General features: G+C 53.1%; 21 protein-coding genes and 1 pseudogene. 12 read left to right on the top strand and 10 right to left on the bottom strand.

What is annotated here, in order from left to right; translation table 11 throughout:
• Nucleotides 1–309 precede the first annotated feature (309 nt).
• The gene (gene spy, locus PGR29_RS04025; RefSeq protein ID WP_015366179.1) at nt 310–792 is read left to right on the top strand and encodes an ATP-independent periplasmic protein-refolding chaperone Spy; all 483 of its coding nucleotides are present in this window, start codon (nt 310–312) and stop codon (nt 790–792) included.
• Between the two features lie 91 nt (nt 793–883).
• On the opposite strand, the gene cho is transcribed toward spy, so the two are convergent.
• Nucleotides 884–1747, bottom strand: coding sequence for an excinuclease Cho (gene cho / locus PGR29_RS04020; RefSeq protein ID WP_316424096.1), 864 nt, complete (start codon nt 1745–1747; stop codon nt 884–886).
• 101 nt (nt 1748–1848) lie between these two features.
• A complete protein-coding gene (nadE, locus tag PGR29_RS04015) occupies nt 1849–2676 on the bottom strand; it encodes an ammonia-dependent NAD(+) synthetase (protein ID WP_045393234.1) in 828 nt (275 codons plus the stop codon).
• A 295-nt stretch (nt 2677–2971) separates the two neighbouring features.
• Between nadE and osmE the strand changes: the two genes are divergently transcribed.
• The 8 genes and pseudogenes from osmE to chbG all read left to right on the top strand — a co-directional run bounded on the left by osmE (nt 2972) and on the right by chbG (nt 8884).
• The gene (gene osmE / locus PGR29_RS04010) at nt 2972–3310 is read left to right on the top strand and encodes an osmotically-inducible lipoprotein OsmE (RefSeq protein ID WP_045393231.1); all 339 of its coding nucleotides are present in this window, start codon (nt 2972–2974) and stop codon (nt 3308–3310) included.
• A gap of 260 nt (nt 3311–3570) precedes the next feature.
• A complete protein-coding gene (chbB, locus tag PGR29_RS04005; RefSeq protein ID WP_308958488.1) occupies nt 3571–3906 on the top strand; it encodes a PTS N,N'-diacetylchitobiose transporter subunit IIB in 336 nt (111 codons plus the stop codon).
• A 70-nt stretch (nt 3907–3976) separates the two neighbouring features.
• Nucleotides 3977–4042: pseudogene (locus tag PGR29_RS04000) on the top strand (hypothetical protein); the annotation flags it as partial.
• 11 nt (nt 4043–4053) lie between these two features.
• Nucleotides 4054–5412: a PTS N,N'-diacetylchitobiose transporter subunit IIC gene (chbC, locus tag PGR29_RS03995; RefSeq protein ID WP_015366184.1), complete on the top strand. Its 1359-nt coding sequence runs from the start codon at nt 4054–4056 to the stop codon at nt 5410–5412.
• 52 nt (nt 5413–5464) lie between these two features.
• Entirely contained in the window at nt 5465–5812 is a 348-nt protein-coding gene (gene chbA / locus PGR29_RS03990) for a PTS N,N'-diacetylchitobiose transporter subunit IIA (RefSeq protein ID WP_015366185.1), read from the top strand.
• Nucleotides 5813–5824: 12 nt separating this feature from the next.
• Nucleotides 5825–6664 carry a transcriptional regulator ChbR gene (gene chbR, locus PGR29_RS03985; RefSeq protein WP_045393229.1) on the top strand — a complete coding sequence of 280 codons (840 nt, stop codon included), beginning with the start codon at nt 5825–5827 and terminating at the stop codon, nt 6662–6664.
• A gap of 102 nt (nt 6665–6766) precedes the next feature.
• Nucleotides 6767–8113, top strand: a complete 1347-nt coding sequence (locus PGR29_RS03980) for a 6-phospho-beta-glucosidase (RefSeq protein WP_087859349.1) — start codon at nt 6767–6769, stop codon at nt 8111–8113.
• 12 nt (nt 8114–8125) lie between these two features.
• Complete coding sequence (chbG, locus tag PGR29_RS03975; RefSeq protein ID WP_316424095.1) at nt 8126–8884, top strand: chitin disaccharide deacetylase; 759 nt, start codon at nt 8126–8128, stop codon at nt 8882–8884.
• Nucleotides 8885–8925: 41 nt separating this feature from the next.
• On the opposite strand, the gene katE is transcribed toward chbG, so the two are convergent.
• Entirely contained in the window at nt 8926–11184 is a 2259-nt protein-coding gene (katE, locus tag PGR29_RS03970) for a catalase HPII (protein ID WP_047066967.1), read from the bottom strand.
• Between the two features lie 205 nt (nt 11185–11389).
• On the opposite strand from katE, the gene cedA reads away from it, so the two are divergent.
• Nucleotides 11390–11629, top strand: a complete 240-nt coding sequence (cedA, locus tag PGR29_RS03965) for a cell division activator CedA (protein WP_259678455.1) — start codon at nt 11390–11392, stop codon at nt 11627–11629.
• Nucleotides 11630–11685: 56 nt separating this feature from the next.
• On the opposite strand, the gene PGR29_RS03960 is transcribed toward cedA, so the two are convergent.
• The 3 genes from PGR29_RS03960 to hxpB all read right to left on the bottom strand — a co-directional run bounded on the left by PGR29_RS03960 (nt 11686) and on the right by hxpB (nt 14597).
• Nucleotides 11686–13077 (bottom strand): L-cystine transporter, encoded by a 1392-nt coding sequence (locus PGR29_RS03960; RefSeq protein ID WP_015366191.1) that lies wholly within the window; start codon nt 13075–13077, stop codon nt 11686–11688.
• A 133-nt stretch (nt 13078–13210) separates the two neighbouring features.
• Nucleotides 13211–13801, bottom strand: coding sequence for a metal-dependent hydrolase (locus tag PGR29_RS03955; RefSeq protein ID WP_015705758.1), 591 nt, complete (start codon nt 13799–13801; stop codon nt 13211–13213).
• Between the two features lie 127 nt (nt 13802–13928).
• A complete protein-coding gene (hxpB, locus tag PGR29_RS03950) occupies nt 13929–14597 on the bottom strand; it encodes a hexitol phosphatase HxpB (RefSeq protein WP_087859353.1) in 669 nt (222 codons plus the stop codon).
• 151 nt (nt 14598–14748) lie between these two features.
• Here hxpB and PGR29_RS03945 point away from each other — a divergent pair, with 151 nt between their 5' ends.
• The gene (locus tag PGR29_RS03945) at nt 14749–15285 is read left to right on the top strand and encodes a YniB family protein (protein WP_267985309.1); all 537 of its coding nucleotides are present in this window, start codon (nt 14749–14751) and stop codon (nt 15283–15285) included.
• 33 nt (nt 15286–15318) lie between these two features.
• Here the strand turns inward: PGR29_RS03945 and yciA are convergent, their stop codons facing one another.
• From yciA to PGR29_RS03925, 4 genes are all read right to left on the bottom strand, one after another.
• The gene (yciA, locus tag PGR29_RS03940) at nt 15319–15717 is read right to left on the bottom strand and encodes an acyl-CoA thioester hydrolase YciA (RefSeq protein WP_015705756.1); all 399 of its coding nucleotides are present in this window, start codon (nt 15715–15717) and stop codon (nt 15319–15321) included.
• Nucleotides 15718–15892: 175 nt separating this feature from the next.
• The gene (locus tag PGR29_RS03935; protein ID WP_015366196.1) at nt 15893–16432 is read right to left on the bottom strand and encodes a septation protein A; all 540 of its coding nucleotides are present in this window, start codon (nt 16430–16432) and stop codon (nt 15893–15895) included.
• 51 nt (nt 16433–16483) lie between these two features.
• A complete protein-coding gene (locus tag PGR29_RS03930) occupies nt 16484–17227 on the bottom strand; it encodes a YciC family protein (protein WP_045387665.1) in 744 nt (247 codons plus the stop codon).
• Nucleotides 17228–17254: 27 nt separating this feature from the next.
• On the bottom strand, nt 17255–17668 hold the full coding sequence (locus tag PGR29_RS03925; protein ID WP_045393211.1) for a YkgJ family cysteine cluster protein: 414 nt from the start codon (nt 17666–17668) through the stop codon (nt 17255–17257).
• A 269-nt stretch (nt 17669–17937) separates the two neighbouring features.
• Here PGR29_RS03925 and ompW point away from each other — a divergent pair, with 269 nt between their 5' ends.
• Nucleotides 17938–18576 (top strand): outer membrane protein OmpW, encoded by a 639-nt coding sequence (gene ompW, locus PGR29_RS03920; RefSeq protein WP_316424093.1) that lies wholly within the window; start codon nt 17938–17940, stop codon nt 18574–18576.
• Nucleotides 18577–18587 lie beyond the last annotated feature (11 nt).

Here is an 18587-nt window from a genome sequence, read left to right as displayed (position 1 = left end):
TATCGCTGTACGCCGATCTTATTTATTTGTGCCATTGATATGGTTTGCGGATTATTCCTGGTTAAATGCTTTGTTTTTAATCTCTACTGTTTTATAATCTTCACAGTTTCCTTATAAAACAGCTTGTTATTTATTTTTTGTTGCATATCCCTCCTCATTTTCCTTATTTTCTCCACAATTGGTGAGAAAATGTTTTTTACACTTTCATTGTTTTACGCTTGCACTGACTAATTGACGATAAAGCGCGTAAAGTTAATCTCGTCAACACGGCAATGCGCCGTCAGAATAACTGATAGTAAGGACATAACCATGAAGAAGATTACTGCTCTGTTTGTTGCCTCTACTCTGGCTCTGGGTGCTGCTAACCTGGCTCACGCGGCCGATACTACCGCTACCACCCAAACCGACAGCAAACCGATGATGCACCATAAAGGTATGCCGGGTCATCACGATATGATGTTCAAAGACCTGAACCTGACCGATGCGCAAAAACAGCAGGTTCGCGACATCATGAAAAGCCAGCGCCAGAACATGAAACGTCCGTCCCTTGACGAACGTCGCGCCATGCACGACCTGATCGCCAGCGATACTTTCGACAAAGCGAAAGCCAGCGCGCAGATTGATAAAATGGAAGCGCAGCATAAAGAGATGATGCTTTCCCGTATGGAAACCCAGAACAAGATTTACAACATCCTGACGCCAGAACAGAAAAAACAGTTCAATGCGAATTTTGAGAAGCATCTGACAGAACGTAAAGCGCCGGAAGGTAAAATGCCTGCACCTGCTGAGTAATCAGCGCCAAGAATGAAGACCGCCGGTCTTGCCCAATCATTGCCATTAAGGCTTTGGGCAGGGCCGGCGGTTTTTTACGTTTACGATATCATTAGCCAAGCGGGTGCAACTGATACTCACCGCTGAGCAAAGGCTTACAAAGGATCTTGTAGCCATCGTGATCGAAACCGGCTGGCAGTGTGGTGAGTTCAGCGGCCTGCGTCAGTGAATCCACCGCGCCCAGCCACAGCCAGTTACGAATGATGTGATACTGAACCATATCCGGACCGCGCTCTTCCAGCGCCACCGGACCCGCCCACGGCCAGCACACCAGCTGAAGTTTACTCATTTGCGCCAGCAGCCGCTGGTTATGATCTTCGACGCTCTCTTTACCACAGCAGGCGCCGGCGCAGCGCCCCAGTGCGGAACGAAAACAGGCGCGCCCGCGACTCAGCGGCTCCAGCCCCAGAATGCCATAGCACAGACGGTGCTCATCGGCGATGGTTTGTAGCGCCTGTAATGCCGCGCGGCGGTTAGCGAACAGGCCGTAGAGGTGCTGTTGATGGGAGAAATCGACTTCTCGCGCATACACAATTTGCGGTTTACCCGCCTCCAGCAGCCAGGAGCAGAGCTGCTTATTACGCCGCAGTCGTTTATTAAACAGCGGCTGCTGTTCTTTAATCAACCGCGCTTCAAGTAACAGCGCGCCTAATTCCCCGGCGGTGCGTTGCCAGCTGATGCGCCGCGCCTGCCGCAGCATGGAGGCTTCGTCAGCGGTACGCAAGTGCGACAGCACCCGGCTGCGGATATTCACGCTCTTACCGATATAAAGCGGCAATGTTTCGCTTTCACCATGAAACTGATATACCCCCGGCAGCTTTGGCAAGGCCTCCAGCCATGGGCGCAAATGTTCGGGATACTCATAGATTGCCGCCGCCTCGAATTCCAGACGCGGGGCTGATTGCTTTCTGGCCACAACAACTCCTGATACTGTTTATGTATCCAGTGTAGCAGGCGAATTTTGCGGCGAAAAGGACAAAAAATAACCCCGGCGCTGGCCGGGGTGTTGGGGAATAGTTACTTCTTCCAGAAATCGTCGAAAACGGTAATTGGCGGGCGGCGCTTATGCTCGGTTTTCAGATACCAGCCTTCGATGGTTTTGGCGATGTTCTCGTCCAGGGTTTTGCCTTCCAGATAGTCATCAATGTTTTCGTAGGTCACGCCTAGCGCGACTTCATCCGGCAGAGAAGGGCGGTCATCTTCGAGATCGGCGGTCGGCTGCTTCATATAAAGGTGCTCAGGACAGCCCAACTGCGCCAATAGCTGTTTGCCCTGACGTTTATTGAGGCGGAAGATAGGGTTAATATCGGTTCCGCCATCGCCGTATTTCGTAAAGAAGCCGGTGATCGCTTCTGCGGCATGATCAGTTCCCACGACCACGCCTTTGGTCATGCCGGCGATACTGTATTGCGCTTTCATTCGCTCACGGGCTTTCTCGTTGCCGCGAACAAAATCGCTCAGCTCAATACCCGCTTCTCGCAACGCCTGCTCGCTGGCCAGCACAGCGCCTTTGATATTGACGGTCAGCACGCGGTCAGGTTGGATAAATTCGATGGCATCCTGGCAATCCTGCTCATCGGCCTGGACGCCATAGGGCAGGCGCACGGCGATAAATTGCAGGCTCCGATCGCCGCTTTCAGCGCGCAGCTCATCGATCGCCATCTGACAGAGTTTGCCGGTAAGGGTCGAATCCTGACCGCCGCTAATCCCGAGCACCAGTGATTTAATGAACGGATAGGTCTGCAGATAGGATTTCAGGAAATCCACGCTGCGGCGAATTTCGCCTTCGACATCAATCTGCGGCTTCGCGCCCAGCGCCTGAATAATTTGTTGTTGAAGCGTCATTACGCCCTCCGGAAAGTGAGCCTGTATGGCAACCAGCATGGTCTAAAACTACCTCTTTGCTGCTGAAACGACAAGGCTGGTACCGCTGACTGACGGAAAAGAAGGCAGCCAATGTCATAGTCTTTACTTATGGTGTGTCAGGAAGTCCGTAGAGGAGTTCGTTCCGTCGCTGTTTTTTTGCACATATCTGGTTACCAGAAAAGTTCTGAATTTACATGAATTCGACGTTTGGCTTGAAAAATAACGCTTTTTATTCCAGGCTTAAAACACGCCGATTACATAATGAGGACGGAATATGAACAAAAAATTAGCAGGATTGATGGGCGCAGCGGCAGTATTAACCATGCTGGCAGGGTGTACGGCCTATGACCGCACCAAAGACCAGTTCACACAGCCAGTTGTTAAGGATGTCAAAAAAGGCATGACCCGCAGCCAGGTTATGCAGATTGCCGGTAAACCGTCGTCTGAAGTCACCATGATCCACGCGCGCGGAACCTGCCAGACTTATATCCTGGGTCAACGGGATGGTAAAATTGAAACCTACTTTGTCGCGCTGGACGAAACCGGTCACGTGATGAACTCTGGCTACCAGACCTGCGCCGAGTACGACACCGATCCACGTAACAGCAAATAACTACGCGTCATAAGCTGAGAGCTACGAAAGCCCGACCATTGGTCGGGCTTTTTTATGGCGGCTAATGCTTATTTAATTGCGCGAATTATTTGGGGGAAATGTGAGGGTAGTCAAAACGCGAGGTCAATGAGAGACAATTCTGTTCAACAGGGAATTATCCTGCCGCCAAATGTTGCCGTATACTCAATGCATAAACAAAACTAACCGAAAGTTACCAGTCTTACCGGCTCTCAGCCAGTGCTGAAGCCCAGGTCCTACACATTGAGGAAGCGTTCATGGAAAAGAAACATATCTATCTGTTCTGCTCGGCTGGCATGTCCACTTCATTACTGGTCTCCAAAATGCGCGCCCAGGCGGAAAAGTATGAGGTCCCGGTTATTATTGAAGCGTATCCTGAAACGCTGGCCGGCGAAAAAGGTCCGGAAGCGGATGTCGTATTATTAGGGCCACAAATTGCTTATATGTTGCCGGAAATTCAACGGCTACTGCCGAACAAACCGGTAGAGGTAATTGATTCGATTCTGTACGGTAAAGTTGATGGCTTAGGTGTATTGAAAGCGGCCGTCGCGGCCATTAAGAAAGCTGCTGCACAATAATTTTATTTTTTAAACTCGCGATATTCTGGCGTCTGGTAGTTAATTAATACTAGCCGCCACGATATTCAACAGTTTATTTTCCCGTCAAAGAGTAATTTCATACATCATCGCCGTAATATTTTATTGCGGCTTTTAAGGGTATTTACTATGAGTAAAGTGATCGATTCGCTTGAAAAGGTACTCCTTCCTTTTGCAGTTAAAATAGGAAAGCAACCGCACATTAATGCGATTAAAAACGGCTTTATTAAATTAATGCCGCTGACCCTCGCCGGGGCCATGTTCGTATTAATCAACAACGTTTTTCTGAGCTTTGGTGAAGGTTCTTTCTTTTATTCAATGGGGATTCGTCTGGATGCCTCCACCATTGAAACCTTAAACGGCTTTAAAGCCATCGGCGGTAATGTCTACAACGGTACATTGGGCATTATGTCGCTGATGGCACCGTTCTTTATCGGCGCCGCGCTGGCCGAGGAGCGTAAAGTCGACCCCATGGCAGCAGGTCTGCTGGCGGTTGCCGCCTTTATGACCGTCACGCCTTATAGCGTGGGTGAAGCCTACGCCGTCGGCGCCAACTGGCTCGGCGGGCAGAACATCATCTCCGGGATGATTATCGGCCTGGTGGTGGCGGAACTGTTCACCTTTGTTATTCGCCGTAACTGGGTCATCAAACTGCCGGATAGCGTACCGTCATCGGTATCACGTTCCTTCTCGGCGCTGATCCCGGGTTTCCTGATTTTGTCAGTCTTCGGCATTATTTCGTGGATTCTGTCAAACTACGGCAGCAACTTCCATCAGATCATCATGGACTCCATCTCCACGCCGCTGGCGGCGATGGGCAGCGTCGTTGGCTGGGCGTACGTTATCTTTAACTCCCTGCTGTGGTTCTTCGGGGTGCACGGCTCGCTAGCGCTGACTGCGCTGGATAACGGTATTATGACGCCGTGGGCGCTGGAAAACATCGCGCTGTATAACCAGTATGGTTCTGTCGACGCGGCCATCGAAGCCGGCAAACAGTTCCACTTCTGGGCGAAGCCGATGCTCGACTCCTACATCCTGCTGGGTGGTTCCGGTGCGACGCTGGGTCTGATTATCGCCATCTTCATCGCTTCTCGCCGCGCCGATCATCGTCAGGTCGCTAAGCTGGCGCTGCCGTCAGGCATCTTCCAGATTAACGAACCGATTCTGTTCGGTCTGCCGATCATCATGAACCCGGTTATGTTCATCCCGTTCGTGCTGGTACAACCGATTCTGGCCGCGATTACGCTGGCCGCTTACAGCCTCGGCATTATCCCACCGGTGACCAACCTGGCGCCTTGGACGATGCCAACCGGTTTGGGCGCTTTCTTTAACAGTAACGGTAGCGTTGCTGCCCTGCTGGTCGCGCTCTTCAACCTTTGTGTCGCTACTGCCGTGTACCTGCCGTTCGTCATCCTGTCGAACAAAGCGCAGAGCACCATCGAGCAGGAAGAGAGCGAAGAAGATATTGCTAACGCACTGAAATTCTGATGTCGAGCGGTACGGGTTCACCCCGTACCGCCTGAGAAACGAGGGAAATATTATGTTTGATCTGGATAACATCGACGCGGTAGAAACCCCGGAAAATGACCTCGAAGAGGTGGTGATGGGGCTGATTATCAACTCCGGGCAGGCGCGTAGCCTGGCTTATGCGGCGCTGAAGCAGGCAAAGCAGGGGGATTTCGCCGCCGCGAAATCGATGATGGAGCAATCGCGGATGGCGCTGAGCGAAGCGCATCGCGTCCAGACCCAGCTGATTGAAAGTGATGAAGGCGAGGGCAAGATGAAGGTAAGTCTGGTGCTGGTTCATGCGCAGGATCATCTGATGACCTCAATGCTGGCCCGTGAACTGGTGGCCGAATTGATCGAGCTGCATGAGAAGGTACAATAGGCTATCCGAACGATGAGGCAGCCGAAAATGATGACCACCGAGATCAGTACCGCCAGGGAACAACAGCTCTTCAACGGGAAAAACTTTCATGTGGTCATCTATAACAAAACGGAGAGCGTGAGCGGGCTTCACCAGCATGATTACTACGAATTCACTATCGTTTTAACCGGGCGCTATTATCAGGAAATTAATGGCAAACGGGTGTTGCTGGAGCGCGGGGACTTTGTCTTCATCCCAATGGGGTCGCACCATCAGAGCTTTTACGAGTTTGGTGCGACGCGCATTCTTAACGTTGGCATCAGCAGACGCTTCTTTGAGAAACATTATCTGCCACTGCTGCCGTTCGGTCTGGTCGCCTCTCAGGTCTATGCGGTGCAAAGCGCCTTTCTCAGTTATATCGAGTCGGTTATTGCTTCACTGAATTTTCGCGAGACTGAATTTGACGAGTTTATTGAACTGGTCTCGTTTTACACCATTAACCGCTTACGTCATTATCGTGAAGAGCCCGTTGAAGATGTGATTCCTCACTGGCTGAAAAATACCGTAGAGGATATGCACGATAAAAATAAATTTGGCGAAAGCGCGCTGGAAAATATGGTGCAATTGTCCGGGAAAACGCAAGAATATTTAACCCGGGCGACCCAGCGCTATTATGGTAAGACGCCGATGCAGATCATTAATGATATCCGCATCAATTTCGCGAAAAAACAGCTGGAAATCACCAACTATTCGGTCACTGATATTGCGTATGAATCAGGATATAGCAGCCCAAGTCTGTTTATTAAAACTTTCAAGAAGCTGACCTCATTCACGCCAAGCAGTTATCGTAAACAGCTGACCAATATTAATTAACTCGCAGCGGTATTTACCGCGCGGTTTATTCATTCAAGTTAACCGTCCGCATTTATGCGGAGAGCGGTCTACGTCTACGCGTAGCGCCTAAGGGAGAAAGATATGAGCCAGAAATTAAAAGTCGTGACTATCGGCGGCGGTAGCAGCTATACCCCGGAATTACTGGAAGGTTTTCTCAAACGCTATCATGAGCTGCCGGTAACGGAACTGTGGCTGGTGGACGTGGAAGAAGGGCAGGAGAAGCTCGATATCATCCATGCGCTGTGCCAGCGGATGGTAGAAAAAGCCGGCGTGCCGATGAAAGTCTACAAAACGCTGGATCGCCGCGCGGCGCTGGAAGGGGCGGATTTCGTTACCACGCAGCTGCGCGTTGGCCAGCTGAAAGCGCGTGAAAAAGATGAACGTATCCCGCTAAGCCACGGCTATCTGGGCCAGGAAACCAACGGTGCGGGCGGTCTGTTTAAAGGTCTGCGTACCATCCCGGTGATTTTCGATATCGTCAAAGATGTGCAGGAAATTTGCCCCGACGCGTGGATCATTAACTTTACCAACCCGGCGGGTATGGTCACCGAGGCGGTTTACCGCCACACCAACTTCAAGCGCTTTATCGGCGTGTGCAACATTCCAATCGGTATGAAGATGTTTATTACCGATGTGCTGCAACTGAATCCGAGCGATGAGCTGAATATCGATCTGTTCGGTCTTAACCACCTGGTATTTGTTCGCGATGTACTGGTCAATGGCGTGTCGCGCTTCGATGAACTGCTGGACGGTGTGGCTTCAGGCCGCCTGACCGCGAACTCGGTGAAAAATATCTTCGATCTGCCGTTTAGCGAAGGATTGATTCGCTCACTGCGCCTGATCCCATGCTCGTATCTGCTTTATTACTTCAAGCCGAAAGAGATGCTGGCGATTGAGATGGGTGAGTACTACAAAGGCGGCGCGCGCGCTCAGGTGGTGCAGAAGGTTGAAAAGCAGCTGTTCGAACTTTACAAAAATCCGGATCTGAACATTAAGCCGAAGGAGCTTGAGCAGCGTGGCGGCGCTTACTACTCTGATGCCGCCTGCGAGGTGATTAACGCCATCTACAATGATAAGCAGGCCGAGCACTATGTGAATATTCCGCACCATGGCCATGTTGATAATATTCCGGCCGACTGGGCGGTAGAAATGACCTGTACGCTGGGCCGCGACGGCGCGAAACCCACGCCGCGAATCACGCATTTTGATGAAAAAGTGCTGGGACTGATTTATACCATCAAAGGCTTTGAAGTGGCGGCCAGCCAGGCGGCAATGAGCGGCGAGCTCAATGATGTGCTGCTGGCGCTCAATTTAAGCCCGCTGATTCATTCGGATCGCGATGCCGAGCAGCTGGCGCGGGAGATGATCCTCGCCCATGAGAAGTGGCTGCCGAATTTTGCAGCGACTATCGAAAAACTGAAACAGTAATGGGAGCGGCCGATGGAACGCGTATTGATCGTTAACGCCGATGATTATGGCCTGAGCAAAGGGCAGAATTACGGCATTATCGAAGCCTGCAAGAATGGACTGGTGACGTCGACTACGACGTTGGTCAACGGCGCGGCTATCGGCCACGCCGCCCAATTAAGCCGCAGCCTGCCCGAGCTGGCGGTGGGCATGCACTTTGTGTTGACGCTGGGCGAGCCATTATCGGTGATGCCGGGGTTAACCCGCGACGGGCGGTTGGGCAAATGGATTTGGCAGATGGCGGAAGAGGACAGCCTACCGCTGGATGAGATCGCCCACGAACTGGAGTGTCAGTACCGGCGTTTTATCGAACTGTTTGGTTGCGAACCAACGCATATCGACAGTCACCACCATGTGCATATGATTGCGCAGATCTACCCCATCGTCGCCGCCTTTGCGCGCGAAAAGGGCGTCGCTTTGCGTATCGATCGTCAGGTGGCGGCGCTGAATGGCCTCGACCAGGATGCGGCGCGCAGTAGCGATGGCTTCAGCAGTGAATTTTACGGTGAAGCGGTTTCACAAGCGCTGTTCCTGCAAACGCTGGATGCATCGCTCGAACGGCAAGAAAACTCGCTGGAAGTGATGTGTCATCCGGCATTTGTCGATAACACCATTATGGGCAGCGCTTACTGCTATCCGCGGCTGACCGAACTGGACGTGCTGACGTCCGGCGAACTGAAATACGCGATCGCGGAACGCGGCTACCGGCTGGGAAACTATCGCGACGTATAATGAGAGGAAAGCCCGGCAGCCATGAACTGCCGGGCTTTTTACTATGCGGGTATGGCCGCAACTTTACTGCTTCTTGACCAGACGCGATGCGCGGCCAGTAGCGTCAGCAGCTTATCGACGCTAAGCGTATTAATCGCGTCGCATTCGATAACCCCTTCTTCACCCGCAGCGGGCACCTGTAGCAGCGAACTAAACTGCCGCGCATCGCCCGCCAGTAAAATGGGCTTCAGATGCTTATAGGCTTCCAGCAGGTAGTAGCGAGCATCGCCGTTATCGCTGATGCTGCTCAGGTCGCCGCCGGGAACAATAACCGCATCAACCGTCAACGATGGCGAGCCGGCGAAGGTTCCGGCGATCGGTAGCTGCGATCCATCATCGGCGCTGACTTCGCCCATACGCGAATAGAGCAGTTTGCTGTGGACGCCTCTGGCCTGCAGCGCCTGCAACAGGTTGAGTACATCCTGCGCGCAGGTCTTCTCATTGAGTAATACCGCGACAATTCGCCCTTTTACATCGCCATCGCCATCGGCGTAAAGACTGAGGGTAGGATCTTTCTCCACGCCGTTAACCGGCGCTGGTGGAGCAATATTCCGCTGCTCATCGCTGAGTTCGATACCGAGATTGTTGGCTACCGCTTCCGCCAGCCCGATATCAATATGCGCCAGATGATCGACCACCCGCTCGCGGATCCAGACTCTCACCACTTTGCTCAGCTCAAAACTAAAGCCGCCGATAATGTGCTGTTGCTCGATCGGCGTCTGGCTGAGCCAGAACAGGCGAGGTTGGGCGTAGTATTCGCCGAAGGAGGGACTACGGTTACGGATTTTCTCGCCATCAACGCGTTCCGCCAGCGATTCAAAGCCGCCGCGTTTCGGCGCCGGCGGCGTTTCGCGAGGCCAGTTATCGTTGATAGAGTTAGGCTCATAGTTTGCCGGATTGGTATCAATCTCCATTCGGTGCATGCCGTCACGCTGGAAATTATGATACGGGCAGGTGGGGCGGTTAATTGGAATTTCGTGGAAATTTGGCCCGCCGAGGCGGCTAATTTGCGTATCGGTATAGGAGAAAAGTCGCCCTTGCAGCAGCGGGTCGTTACTAAAATCGATACCCGGCACAATATGACCAGGATGGAATGCCGCCTGTTCGTTCTCAGCGAAGAAGTTGTCGGGGTTACGGTTAAGCACCATTTTGCCGACTCGTTGTACGGGTACCAGCGCTTCCGGAATGAGCTTGGTCGGATCCAGTAGATCGAAGTCGAAATCGAACTCGTTTTCCTCCGGAATTAACTGCAAGCCGAGCTCAAACTCCGGATAATCGCCAGCCTCAATGGCTTCCCATAAATCGCGGCGATGGAAGTCCGGATCGCGGCCGGTCAATTTCTGCGCCTCATCCCACACCAGCGATGCTTTACCGGCCACCGGTTTCCAGTGGAAGCGCACAAAGGTGGCTTTGCCTTCGGCGTTGATCAGGCGGAAGGTATGAATGCCGAAACCTTCCATCGTACGATAACTGCGCGGTAAGCCGCGGTCTGACATGGCCCACATCACGTTATGCAGCGTTTCCGGCTGTAGCGAAACATAATCCCAGAAGGTGTCATGAGCGCTTTGTCCCTGTGGGATTGCCCAGTGCGGTTCAGGTTTCACCGCATGGACAAAGTCGGGAAATTTAATCGCATCCTGGATAAAGAAAATTGGCGTGTTGTTGCCCACCAGATCGAAAATGCCCTCTTCGGTATAGAATTTGGTGGCGAAGCCGCGGATATCGCGCACGGTATCGGCTGAACCCGCGCCGCCCTGAACGGTAGAGAAGCGGACAAAAACGGGGGTGATTTTTTCCGGTGCGGACAGAAAATCGGCTTTGGTAATCTCTTTCAGGCTTTTGTAAGGCTGGAAATAGCCGTGTGCGGCGGAACCGCGAGCATGAACGATACGCTCGGGAATGCGTTCATGGTCAAAATGGGTAATTTTCTCACGTAAGATAAAATCTTCCAGCAACGTTGGCCCGCGGTTGCCGGCGCGCAACGAGTTTTGATCGTCGGCGATGCGTACCCCCTGATTGGTGGTCAGCGGAAAGTTTTCACCACCTTTACGCTGCGGCTCGAGGGTATCTAATTTTATGCTGTGGGTATCCGGCGCTTTCAGGCTACCCGGCGCCGTCGGTTCCTCCCCGGGCGCGGTTGGCTGGGGAGTAGGGCGCCACTCGCGATCTTCTGGCGCCAGTGAATCGAGGCCCGGTTTTGCTTCATCGCTATCGTGTACCGGAGCCTGTCGGCTGTGTGGGTCGTGGTGCTTTTCTGACATCTGCTCGTCTCCTGCTTTCATTGCTAAAAGTGGTTGTTGCTAAACCAAAACCCTTCTAACTATAGAACATTGTGCTGAGGATGCCGCTCTTAAAGGAATGGAGTTATCCTAAAATGCGCATCGTGCCAGGAGGGGCGACGAAAAGGGGGGCGATCGGCTATGATAGGGGTTTATGTTCCCGCTTTGCTTAGTGAATCCATCTGTTATGAAAACATTGCGCCAACAAAATCGCCCTGTCATTAGCTACGTGCCGCGCGTCGAGCCTGCGCCGCCGGATCATGCCGTTAAAATGGACCATTTTCGCGATGTCTGGATATTGCGGGGCAAGTATGTCGCCTTTGTACTGATGGGCGAGCGTTTCCGCCGTTCTCCGGCGTTCACCGTGCCGGAATCGGCGCAGCGTTGGGCTAATCAGATACGCCAGGATGGTGAAATAGAGGCTTGAGCTTGTAGGCAAAAAAAAGCCGCTGAATTTCAGCGGCTTTTTTGTGGCTGTTAACATTAGCGATGCGCCAGCTCGGCGTCTTCTTCGCTATCGAGGATAGCTTTATCCGTCTGGCGCAGCCACTGGCTGGTCAGCGTGCCGGCGGTCATTGAGCCGTTAACGTTAAGGGCGGTACGGCCCATATCAATCAGCGGCTCGACGGAAATCAACAGTGCGACCAACGTGACCGGCAGACCCATCGCCGGCAGCACGATCAATGCCGCGAAGGTGGCGCCGCCGCCAACGCCGGCTACGCCCGCGGAGCTCACGGTGACGATACCCACGAGGGTGGCAATCCACATTGGATCCAACGGGTTGATGCCAACGGTCGGGGCTACCATTACCGCCAGCATTGCCGGATAGATACCGGCGCAGCCGTTCTGACCAATCGTCGCGCCGAATGAGGCGGAGAAGCTGGCAATAGATTCTGGTACACCCAGACGGCGCGTCTGCGCTTCCACGTTCAGCGGAATAGAAGCCGCGCTGGAACGGCTGGTGAAGGCGAAGGTAATCACCGGCCAGACTTTACGGAAATACTTCAGCGGACTGACGCCATTGACGGCTAACAGCAGACCGTGCACCACAAACATGATGCCCAACGCGATGTAAGAAGCCACGACGAAACCGCCGAGCTTGATAATGTCGTGCAGGTTGGAGCCGGCAACCACTTTGGTCATCAGCGCCAGCACGCCGTATGGGGTCAGCTGCATCACCAGACGCACCAGCTTCATCACCCAGCCCTGCAGCGTGTCGATGGCGGTCAGAACGCGTTGACCTTTCTCCACATCGTCTTTCAGCAGCTTCAGCGCCGCAACGCCAAGGAACGCCGAGAAGATAACGATGCTGATGATAGAAGTCGGGTTCGCGCCTGTCAGATCGGCAAACGGGTTCTTCGGCACAAACGACAGGATCAGCTGCGGAACGCTCAGATCTGATACTTTACCGACATAGTTGCTTTGGATGGCGTTCAGACGGGCGGTTTCCGCGCTGCCCTGCACCAGGCCTTCAGCGGTGAGGCCAAACAGGTTGGTCACCAGCACGCCGACCAGCGCGGCGATGAGAGTGGTGAACAACAGCGTACCGATACTCAGGAAACTGATTTTACCCAGCTGTGAAGCATTGTGCAGACGAGCCACCGCGCTCAGAATTGAGGCGAAGACCAGCGGCATGACGATCATCTGCAGCAGCTGCACATAACCGTTACCGACGATATTGAACCACTGAATAGAATCTTTCAGAACCTGGCTGTCGGAGCCGTAAACCAGCTGCAGGCCGAGACCAAAGATAACGCCGATAACGAGACCGACCAGTACTTTTTTAGCGAGGCTCCACTGTTTGTGGCGGGTTTGAGCCAGCGCAAACAGTAAAACCGCGAACACGACAACGTTCGCTATTAATGGAAAATTCATCCCCGTTCTCCTGATATCTTGTTACCTGGGTTGGTCTGAAACCAACTCTTATGGCGCCAAGAGTAGCAGAAGGCCTTATTGCTTTCTTATACTCAAATGGAATGGGTTATAACCAAAAAACCATTTAGCGTATTTATCGTTCAGCCTGATGGTTAATAAAGCGATTAAAGGTTATTTGCAGCGAATTAATCATATTTGATGACCAGCGCACGGCGCTATTTTCGGCCATGCTCTGCGGCATCCAGACGGCGTAAATGAACAGCGCCATGCACAGCGCGCGTTCTAGCTGATTGCCTTTGCGCGGCGCGAGGATTGGTAGGCGGAACCGCCAGCGGCACGGCCACAGCAGCGGTACGCCAGCCGGGGTGAGCATATCGGCAAGTATATGACTGAGGTAGCCCAGCACTAAACCCTGCAGCGCATCCGCTGGGATAATCCAGCTCTCAGGTACTTTCAGGTAGAACAGCGCCAGCGCGCCGAATACCGCCAGCAGACTGTGGGTAAAACCGCGGTGGCCAAAGGCGCGCGCTACCGGTTTCGAGACCCAGCTTAAGCGCTGCCCGAGGAAAGATTTTGGATGGTCGATGTCGGGCAGCAGGCAGGTTAGCACGGCGGAAGGAACGATATGCCACCAGTCCCCCTGCGCCAGCACGGGGGTTAGTTCTGCATTTTTTGCAAATACCGCACAGGCGATAGAAAAGAAGAGGTGGCCTTCCGCCGTCATGATAAAAACCCTAAACTGTCAATTCATACAGTATAGGGTTTTTATACAGTATACGGAAGAGGTGACGGTGTAACTCTTTGTCACAAGGTTGACATATTTTGACGACACCCATGCCTGCGCACGTCGCTTAGCCGCGCAGGTCCGCTACCGTCAGCTGCTGCAGAGACGCCAGTTTCACATCGGCCAGTACGAAGCGCGGATCGCGGCTGTTTTCTGCTTCCGGAACGACAATCGAACGCATACGCGCCGCTTTGCTGGCAATCATACCGTTAACTGAATCCTCCAGCGCCACGCAGGCCATCGGCGCGACGCCAAGCTTAGCGGCGCAATCGAGATAGACCTGGGGGTGCGGTTTACTGTATGGCAGGTGCTCGGCGGAAGCCAGCGCGTCAAACTGGTCGCGCAGTTCAAACATCTCCAGCACTTTTTCCAGCATATGCAGCGGCGACGCGGAAGCGAGGCCGATTTTTAGTCCTTCGGCCTTACACAATGCCACGGCTTCACGCACGCCGGGCAGCAGCGGCCGTGACTCCTCGACCAGTTGAATGGCCCTGCGGATAATGCTGGCGGTTACCTCAGCGCGATCCGGGCCTCGCCAGGGCTGTTGCGCAAACCACAAATCAACCACCAGGTCGATGCGCAGCCCCAGCAGGTCCGGTAATTCATCACGGCGGCTAATATCCACTCCGAGGCTGTCCAGTACCTCCAGCTCTGCGCGGTCCCATAGCGGCTCTGAATCGATAAGCAGGCCATCCATATCGAAAATAGCGGCAAGAATCTGGCGCTTCGCTGACATAAGTTCCTCTCCATTGGCGTAAGTAGATAACGAAATTGTCCATATGGTATATCATACCGCGCTTAAGCAGGCGAAATTCGCTGACGAAGATAGACTTATACCTGACTCTAGGTCGGCATGAAGAGTCTGGCGTTTTAAACAAGGGGAACTCATGACGTATCAACAAGCTGGACGCATTGCGGTCATTAAACGCATTTTGGGATGGGTCATCTTCATTCCAGCCGTGCTGTCTACGCTGATTTCCGTACTGAAATTTATGTACGAGCATAGCGAAAAGAAACCGGGTATTGATGCGGTGATGATGGACTTCGCCCACCTGATGATTGAGATGGTGCGTTTTAATACGCCGTTCCTGAATTTCTTCTGGTACAACTCGCCGCTGCCGGAGTTCAAACATGCGTTGAACATCGGTTTCTGGATTATCTACGCGCTGGTGTTTGTCGGCATGGCGTTGCAGGCTTCCGGCGCGCGAATGGCCCGCCAGGCGAAGTTTCTACGCGAAGGTGTGGAAGATCAGTTGATTCTGGAACAGGCTAAAGGAGCGGAAGGCCTTTCTCGTGAGCAGCTTGCCGAACGTATTGTCGTACCGCGTCATACGATCCTGAAGCAGTATTTCACGCTGTACGTACTGCCGATTGTGGTGATTGTGATTGGCTATGTTTTCTTCTCACTGCTTGGCTTCCTGTAAATAGACAAACGGCCCGGATAACCGGGCCATTTATCATTCGGCAGGCAGCGCTCGCGGCTTGCCTTCATTGTCTACCGCCACATAAATAAACAGGGCTTCCGTCGCCTTGTAGCGCTGGCCCAGTGGTTCCGTCGATACTTTTTTCACCCATACCTCAATATTAATGGTGATTGAGGTGTTGCCGCGTTTTACGCAGCGGGCATAGCAGCACACGACATCGCCAACGGCGACCGGGCGTAAAAAAGTCATACCATCAACACGGACGGTCACAACACGGCCGCGGGCAATCTCTTTGGCCATAATCGCGCCGCCGATATCCATCTGCGACATCAGCCAGCCGCCAAAAATATCGCCGTTCGCGTTGGTATCCGCCGGCATGGCCAGGGTGCGTAAAACCAATTCGCCCTTCGGGGCGAGATCTGTTGTTGTCATTCTATACTCTGTACTAGTCAAAGAAGATCAGGCGCGATGCTACTATGAAAACGGCGCAGAGAGAATAGGGGAATACGCCCGTCGGTACGGTTAAAACGGGGTTTTGGAAAAGGTCGGGACGCGAGTTGATAAAAGAAGGCGGTACGCGCCGGCCAGCGCGTACCGTTGAGAGGGATTAGTGCTTATCGTCCTGCGGCATGTGGCGGTAGATATAGACGCCGCTCAACAGGGTAAAGACCAGGGTCAATGCCGTTAAACCGAAGACTTTGAAGTTGACCCAGATATTTTGCGGCAGCCAGAACGCGATGTAGATATTAGCCAGCCCGCAGAGAATAAAGAACAGCGCCCAGGCCAGATTCAGCCGCGACCACACCTGCTGCGGCAGCGTCAGCTCTTTACCAAGCATGCGTTGGATCAGCGGCTTTTTCATTACCCACTGGCTGAACAGCAGGGCGCCGGCAAACAGGGCGTAGATGACGGTCACTTTCCACTTAATAAATTCATCGTTGTGGAAGAAGATTGTCAGCCCGCCGAATACGGCGACCAGCACAAAAGTGATCAATGCCATCTTTTCAACTTTACGATAGCGCACCCAGCTATAAATGAGGACTACCGCGGTGGCGACGATCAGCGCGGTGGTTGCGGCGTAGATATCGTAAATCTTATAAAAAGCGAAGAAGACTACGAGCGGTAAAAAATCGAGAAACTGCTTCATACATCAATTCCGTCGTTCAGGAAGGGCCGGAATGCCCGGCCCTGATTAAAGTTAGTTGCGAATAAGCATATACAAGCGGAACAAATAGATCAGCAACAGCGCAGAGAACAGATTGCTGATGGTATTAATGACCACGGCGGCAACGTTGGGCGACAGCGTTGCAAAGCTTGAAGCAAGCAGCAGCAGCGCCGTTTTTGCCAGCAGCCAGCCGAGTACCGCTGGCGCCACCAGGCGCATATTCGCCCACGCCAGACGCATACTGCCGCGCATTGCGCTAAAGATGCCGATTTTATCCTGCACCAGCATCACCGGCGCGAACGCCAGAACAATCGCCAGCAGCACGCCCGGCACCAGCACCAGCATCATCCCCATCTGTACCACGAAAGTGGTGAACAGAATAAGCAGCAACAGCTTCGGCAGAACCGGCGCCGCCGCGCCGATCGCCCGCAGCGCGCTGACGCGATGCCCGGCGGAGATCAGCTGAATCAGCAACAGTACGCCGCCGACGAGGATGGCATTCCCCACCAGGCCCGAGAAGGTTGAGGCCGCCGACGCGCGCAGCAGGATCTGCTGCTGTTCCGGCGTCATGTTCTGCACCAGCTCAAACAAGCCGGCGCTGCCCACGAGGTTATCGCCCTCGCTGAGAATCGATAACTGCTCGTCGCTGGGCGAAAAGGCATGGCCAATGACTACCGTGATGAACGCGCATAACAACGCAATCAGCAGAATAGTAACGAACTGATTACGAAAAAAATTCCCCGTGTCACGGTAGACGGACTTCGCCGTGATAGACATGCATTCTCCTTGAGTCTTGCAGGTGTTTTAACTAGCCGGGGATTGTACCGCAAAACGTGGTTGGGTAGCAGTCTCTGCCGAGGTCACGGTAGGTATATCTTTGTAAAGAGTTCCCAGCGGCGGCAGGCCGTAGCGGGCACGGGCGCGATCGCACGCTTCGTTGAGTTCGCCGCCTTCGCCTGACATGGCAAACTCGCGGCAGGGGGAAGGCCGCTGGTGATAGATGGAGCAGTGTACCGATTCGCCGATTTCACCGCTTAAGGCGGTACAGCGGCTTTGCCGCTGATTGGTACCGCTCATGCAGCGCAGAAAAGGGGTAAGGGGTTCGGTGAGCTGTGTGGGTACCACGCCGCCGGCGTCGTCGGCTTCAGCCCAGTAGAAGGAGACTCGAAAATACGCACAACAGGCACCGCACGTCATGCACGGGTTGATTTCACTCATAATTACACCTGAAAAAAACGCATCAACACAAATTGTCGGCAATTAAATTAGCTATCCGCACGATCGGCGACAAGAGGGGCAAGCAAAAATTTTTCTCATGGGTAAAAATTGATGTAAAGACGAATCAGTACGTTACTAACTGCTGCAAAAATTAATCTGGATCAATAAATGTTAAATCTAATGGCCTGGTGTGATCTAAAACAGATCAAAGCTAACTCATTGTAGGTATATTTGCAGCCGCTGATAAAAACCATAATGGGGACATGGATATGAAGAAAATAGCAGCGGCGGCATTGATCTTAGGTACGCTTTCTGGTGGTAGCGCCTGGGCGCATGAAGCGGGGGAATTTTTTATTCGCGCGGGCTCGGCGACGGTTCGCCCCACTGAGGGTTCTGACAACGTGCTGGGTAGCCTCGGCGGTTTTAACGTCAGTAATAACACCCAGTTAGGTTTAACCTTTACCTATATGGCGACCGACAATATCGGTATCGAACTGCTGGCGGCAACGCCGTTCCGCCACAAGGTCGGTACCGGGCCGACCGGCACTATCGCCACCGTACACCAGTTGCCGCCGACGCTGATGGCGCAGTGGTACTTTGGCGATGCGCAAAGCAAAGTGCGCCCGTATATCGGCGCCGGTATTAACTATACGACCTTCTTTAACAATGATTTCAACAATACCGGTAAGGACGCCGGGCTTTCCGACCTGAGTCTGAAAGATTCATGGGGCGCGGCAGGACAGGTTGGTCTGGATTATCTGATTGACCGCAACTGGCTGCTGAACATGTCGGTCTGGTACATGGATATCGACACCGATGTGAAATTTAAAGCTAACGGCGTTGACCAGAAAGTCAGTACCCGTCTGGATCCGTGGGTGTTTATGTTCTCTGCCGGTTATCGCTTCTAATGCTTTAAAAA

Origin of the sequence: Klebsiella sp. 141203 (assembly GCF_032601985.1) — a bacterium.
GTDB classification, from domain to species: domain Bacteria; phylum Pseudomonadota; class Gammaproteobacteria; order Enterobacterales; family Enterobacteriaceae; genus Klebsiella; species Klebsiella aerogenes.
This window is presented reverse-complemented; position numbering and strand designations above follow the sequence as displayed.